The sequence below is a fragment of the Synechococcus sp. CS-1328 genome (assembly GCF_025128095.1).
In the GTDB taxonomy this organism is placed as follows: Bacteria; Cyanobacteriota; Cyanobacteriia; order PCC-6307; family Cyanobiaceae; genus CBW1002.
Genome location: NZ_JAHLYT010000041.1, coordinates 1 through 5,215, shown reverse-complemented (window position 1 = coordinate 5,215; position 5,215 = coordinate 1). Strand labels below are relative to the sequence as shown.

Here is a 5,215-nt window from a genome sequence, read left to right as displayed (position 1 = left end):
GTTGTCCAGAGGTGTGCCCAATGGGCCTCAACCAATGTCTTGCAGAGAGGCCAACGATGCCGAAATCGGGCAGTTTGCGGCTCTGATAGCCGCCGATCCGACTTTTTGAGCCAGAAATCCACTGATACCTGTGGAAAACGGACTCGTGAGTTGGTTTTTCAGCAAACTCCTAAAGCCGCAGATCACATATGAGCAGTTCGTCGCCGCCGGTGCGGGCAACTTCAAGAAGTTGCCACCGGGCTGGAAATTCAGGCTCAAGACGCTCGACCAGGATTTGGTTGAGCGGCCGGCCGATGGTCTGGCAACCATCATGGCCGACGAGCACTTCAACGTCTACGACAAGACAGGCCCGGGGATGACCAACTACAAGCCATAGCAGACTGGCTCCACGAACTATTCGCCACTTTCCGCTCCTCATCCAACCAATCCTTGAGATCGACCATGAAGACGCTTCAGAACGCTGTGCCTGCCTTCTTTGCAGCTGCCACGTTGGTCGCTGCACTGGCTTGGCACCCCACCACGGCACAAGCGCAAGCCAAACCGGCATCCAAACCGATAGTCAACCTGACGGATCCCTGCCCGATCAATGCTGAGAACTGGCGCGGCAAGGCCTTCTACGAGATTCTGTTCATGTTCCGCCAGCCCAATGGCGGCGGGATCGGCAACTACTTCAACTCTCTCAGCAACGCCCTTCCCGCGCCCAACGACGTGATGGACGCGCGCTTCCGCGCCCTGAATGGGGATACCTTGAAGAAGGAGTTCGGGGGCGACGGTGTCTTCTTCAATGGCCCGCGCCGTCTGGTGGCAAATACCGTAACCGGGATGTCCTGGGATGGCTGCAAGCAGAGAGTGATCGGCACGATCCCCTTGAACCTGGACGGCACCTTCGAAGTCCCAAGTTTCAAGGAGTTCGTTTCTGGACCGCCGGTGGCCTACAAGGTGTTGGTCTCCAAACGTGATAGTCGCATGATCTTCAATGCGGGCGAAACGGTGTATGAGCTGATCACTCCCGAGGGCGCCGTCTACACCATGTTCAGCCTGTCCCTGAAAGCCGACCCCAACAACACCATCGAAAACCTACCCACCCTGAGCAAGCGCCTGACCTTGCCGACGGGATGGCAGTTCAGATCACGCAAACTAGACAAGGAGATGGTTCTGACGGCCGCCGCCGACTCCAACCCGCCCAACACCATCGTTCTCGACCAGTTTGAAGGCAACTATCAGTACAACGCTGGCGCTAAGTAGTGGCCCAGGCGCAATGATCCGCATTGTGAATCCATGGTATCCAAGGAGTAGAAATGAGAAGCTCTGCTTGGCTGCTTTCAGCTCTCCTGATGCTGGCCGGTCCAGCTCAACTCCTGTCTCTTGTTCAGCAATGGAATCTCAGGGTCGGGTAGTAGCTCGCCGCTGGTGATCTCCAGATATCCCGCTCCCAGCGGGTCGGGCGAAAAGCTCAGCACCTGCCGGCCGTCGCTCAACCAACCCTCCTGTGGGCTCAGTGGGACACGAGGTGATGGCCGGCTCATGCCTGTATGAGTCGGGCCTCGATCAACCGGCAGCACTCCTGCACGTCGCTTGCGCTCTCCACCCCCTGGGCGAGCGAGCAGAAGAAGTCGTGCCACAGCGGCGGTACCGCCAGCAGGATCAGCGGCCTGCCAGCATTGAGCGCATGGGCAGCTTCTGATGCCGTGCCGGGGCCGCCGCCGCCGCAGATCACCAACACATCGGCGCTGAGCACGTTGATCACGTTGCGGCCCTTCCCCATGCCGGTGAACAGGGCCAGATCCACTTCGGCCGTTCCTTGGCTGTCGTCACCGTTCCCTTCATCGGGCAACACCCCCACCACCAGGTGCCCATCCACCCGTGCCGCGCCGCGGCTGGCTGCAGCCATCACTCCCGCCGGGCGGCCACCGGTGAGCAGCACCCAACCCCTGGCACTGATGCACTCACCAAGCTGCTCTGCCAGCCGCATGGCTTCTGCAGAGGCACCGTCCCCCGCGCCCATCACGCCCACGACCGTTCGACGGCGGTTCATGCCACCTCCGGTGCCCAGCCCCGCTTGCCGGTCATGTCGTCGGTCCAGCCCTGGCAGCGGCTGGTGAGGTGCTCGCCCTGGGCCAGCAGGCCCTGGTGCAGCTGGCAGGTGAGCAGGGGGATGCAGTTGGGGCCGGCGTGGTGGCGAAACCAGTGGCAGGTCATGCAGACCTTGCGGCTGCGGGTGCGCAGCAGCACCTCTTCATCGAGATAGGGCCACTCCTCGATCGTCGCCTCATCCCTGCTGAGACTGGGGTTCTGACGGGATCCATAGGAGCGAGTCCGGGAAGCAGGCAAGGAGCCCATGGCACAGGTACACACGTACTAACAGGGTCTCTGATCTGGTCGGATCTGGCAAGACCCCTTCCCCCTTGCAGCCCTCGAGGCACTGGGACGCTGCTGCTCAGTCCACTTCGTCATTCACAGGCCTCTCTGGGCCCGGTCAACGGTTGCGGGTGGCGAGGCCGGGTGGCGGGCATAGGCCTCAGCGGCTCGTGAGTATCAGCGACTGCGCTGCTCCACGCTCCTTCGCCAGCCTCGCGCGGGGAGGTCAGCTCGTGAGAGAAGCGGCGGCCCTGCGCATCGCAGAAGCAATCGATGGTGTCGAAAGAGGGTCTACCCCCTCCCCCACGTCTTGATGACCTTCGGCCAATAGGACTGATGAATCGCGAGCCCTTCTTTCTCCAACACGGGACCGAGCACCCTCACAGTCGGATTGGTGCGGGCCACAATCTCCCGACTGGTGAGAGAACCCTTCTTGTCGTGACCACCGAACTGGTCACCGATGATGCGCTGAAACTGGGCTTCCGTGGTGCCATAAACAACCCTCAGCACCCCGGCATTGAGGATGGCACCGATGCACATCACGCAGGGCTCACTACTGGCATAGAGAGTGCCGCGCCGAAAGGCCTCTCGACCCAGCTTGGAGTAGAAGGTGGAGATCAAACCCAGTTCTGCATGGCGGGTCGGGTCATGGCTGGAGGCCACGGAGTTTCGATACTCAGCCACAATCTTTCCGTCCACCACCAGCACGGCCCCAAAGGGAGAGTTCCCTTCCTTGACAGCCTGACGAGCGAGTTCATAACTGCGCTGGATGAACTGTCGATCCGCAGCGGTAGCGTCTGGATCGTCCGGTAGGGCCACCACGGGAGCCTGTGGGCTCTCACCCGCCAGCTGATCGACCAGGGGAAGGTGGAGCTTGAATGCTTCCTGCTGCAGGACCGGGGATGGTGTGGTCATCGCCAGCAGAGCGACCACGGACAGCAGTCGAGCGGCCATGCGGAACGCTGCAGGTAACGGAACGGTAGGCACTGCCTCCTTGCCTGTCTGCAGAAGCGTTCCTGGCAGAAGAGAGGATCTTCACGGAAGCTGCCCGTGCTGGTCGAGGAGCTCAGAACCCCGACGATCCGTCCATCGCAGCGCGGAGAACGTCGGCTCCCAGCCACTCTTCCAGGGCCTCAGACCTGGGTTCCACGTTGCTGCATCGGAACCTCGCCATCAACTCGGCCGGGCATTGGTACGTCTGTATTGTCTGCTGATCGGGACTCTCCCCCTCTCCCCCTCTCCCCGTCTCCCCGTCCACCGCCACGGAGCCGCTGGGACGCTTCTGCTGCGTACAACCAGACCGCGTATCTCCGCTCCCTTCCTCAAGCCTCTCGATACCAGGTCTCTTCCCGCCTCTCGCTGCTCTTCTCGATATCTCGCCTGCTCATGCCGTCATGACCTCGATCCTGTCTCAACCCTGAGTCACTCCTCCTCCACCACAACCCACAACCCCACGTCCTGGATAAACCGTTCGATCAAGGTCTGAGCCGACCCAAGCTGGTGGTCGACGGCAAAGCTCGAAACGGCCAAGCGGGGTTCACCCACCAACCGCAGCTCCGCCAACGCCGGCAGCAACCACCCCCAATCCAGGGCCGGGTAGCGGTGGCGGTAATGAGCCACCACCACCTGCACCTGAACCGGATCGACTGCACCCAGATTCCAGGTGAACCTGCTCCGGGAGGGGCTGGGCGTCGGCACCACTGCCGAGCTTGCGGGCTCGATTCGACTCAGGTCCGGTACCAGGGCCCGCTGGCCCAGCTTCGTCACCGCCTCGACAGTACCTGCCTTGGTTTTGCCGGCTTTCTGGCCGTCACCCTTGGTCAGCACCGACTCCAACGAATCCAGCCGGAGGCAGCGCGGGAAGCAGCGCCGGTAGTCCTCCAGCTCAGCAAACATCGGAGCTGAATCCAGCCTTAAGCCGAGGCGGGATCAACTGACGGATTTCACCTTCAGCAGCAGAGGCAGCAGAAAGCTCTTCCAGTTCGGACAGGGTGCTGTCATCAAGCGACGGCTCCTGGTGCGTTGCCCTGATTTCCTTGTACAACCTCTCTGTAACGCCCATCGAACGCCCGAATTCCTGGGCGATTTGATCCAGAGCAAAGGCCACCATGACGTTGTCCGGCGGATCCTTGGCAAGAGCGGAGAGCCGCTGATGCAGCTGATCGCACTTGACCGGCGGCAGTGGACTGGATTCAGGCTCAATGGGATCACTGAGGTCGATCTGGTCGCATGTGGGTGTCACTGGATTACTCCTGCGTGGGATAGATGCCGCTGCCGAGTTGCAGCGAATCCACAACGTAAATCCTTCCTCCCCCTGAAATAGGGCAAATGCAGCATGCAAGAAAATCTGCACGCAGAGTTACGTGCAACCTTTGCGATCTGGCCGGGTTTCCTCTTCTTTTCTCTGCTTCTTCTTGCTAGAGATGCTCTGCCCCACCCCCCGACCATGACCACCCCGGCATCACATCCTCCGGAGGATCTTTCTCATTACCTGGCTGCCATCTTTCAGGAGTTGCAGCGCCTCAATGCCCGCCTTGAACTCCGGCCTCCCACACCCAAAAGCCCCTGGCTTCCTCTGGCAGAGGCCGCCCAGGTCCTGCATTTCCCCAGCAGCAGGGCACTGCGTGCCGCCATCGACCGCGGACGGATCCCCACCCAATTCGTCAGCGCCACCAGAGGCGAAACCGGCAAACGCCGGACGATCGATGTGGACGTCGAGGGTTTCGCCTCACATCTGCGCAACAAGTGAGGCCATCGAGGCACTGTCGAACCAGCGTTGGTAAAGACTGGTGTGCACCATCAGAGAATGCCCAAGGCTCTTGGCGGCAAGGGATGGGCTCAGTTGCGGGTTGTGAAT

Annotated in this window: 9 protein-coding genes; 3 read left to right on the top strand and 6 right to left on the bottom strand. The window is 61.1% G+C overall.

What is annotated here, in order from left to right; all coding sequences use genetic code 11:
- Positions 1-130 precede the first annotated feature (130 nt).
- Positions 131-376, top strand: coding sequence for a hypothetical protein (locus KQ310_RS06720; RefSeq protein WP_259721000.1), 246 nt, complete (start codon positions 131-133; stop codon positions 374-376).
- A gap of 65 nt (positions 377-441) precedes the next feature.
- Positions 442-1,245 carry a hypothetical protein gene (locus tag KQ310_RS06715; RefSeq protein WP_259720999.1) on the top strand — a complete coding sequence of 268 codons (804 nt, stop codon included), beginning with the start codon at positions 442-444 and terminating at the stop codon, positions 1,243-1,245.
- Between the two features lie 77 nt (positions 1,246-1,322).
- Here the strand turns inward: KQ310_RS06715 and KQ310_RS06710 are convergent, their stop codons facing one another.
- The 6 genes from KQ310_RS06710 to KQ310_RS06685 form a co-directional block, all read right to left on the bottom strand.
- Positions 1,323-1,478: a hypothetical protein gene (locus KQ310_RS06710; RefSeq protein WP_259720998.1), complete on the bottom strand. Its 156-nt coding sequence runs from the start codon at positions 1,476-1,478 to the stop codon at positions 1,323-1,325.
- 44 nt (positions 1,479-1,522) lie between these two features.
- Positions 1,523-2,035, bottom strand: coding sequence for a hypothetical protein (locus KQ310_RS06705; protein ID WP_259720997.1), 513 nt, complete (start codon positions 2,033-2,035; stop codon positions 1,523-1,525).
- Positions 2,032-2,340, bottom strand: a complete 309-nt coding sequence (locus KQ310_RS06700) for a galactose oxidase (protein ID WP_259720996.1) — start codon at positions 2,338-2,340, stop codon at positions 2,032-2,034. The genes KQ310_RS06705 and KQ310_RS06700 overlap by 4 nt, the downstream gene beginning before the upstream one ends.
- 309 nt (positions 2,341-2,649) lie before the next feature.
- Positions 2,650-3,312, bottom strand: a complete 663-nt coding sequence (locus tag KQ310_RS06695) for a nucleoside deaminase (protein ID WP_259720995.1) — start codon at positions 3,310-3,312, stop codon at positions 2,650-2,652.
- Positions 3,313-3,780: 468 nt separating this feature from the next.
- Positions 3,781-4,254, bottom strand: a complete 474-nt coding sequence (locus tag KQ310_RS06690; protein WP_259720994.1) for a hypothetical protein — start codon at positions 4,252-4,254, stop codon at positions 3,781-3,783.
- On the bottom strand, positions 4,244-4,711 hold the full coding sequence (locus KQ310_RS06685) for a hypothetical protein (RefSeq protein WP_259720993.1): 468 nt from the start codon (positions 4,709-4,711) through the stop codon (positions 4,244-4,246). Before KQ310_RS06685 ends, KQ310_RS06690 begins: the two co-directional genes overlap by 11 nt.
- Positions 4,712-4,804: 93 nt before the next feature.
- Between KQ310_RS06685 and KQ310_RS06680 the strand changes: the two genes are divergently transcribed.
- Entirely contained in the window at positions 4,805-5,107 is a 303-nt protein-coding gene (locus tag KQ310_RS06680) for a hypothetical protein (protein ID WP_259720992.1), read from the top strand.
- The last annotated feature ends 108 nt before the right edge of the window (positions 5,108-5,215 follow it).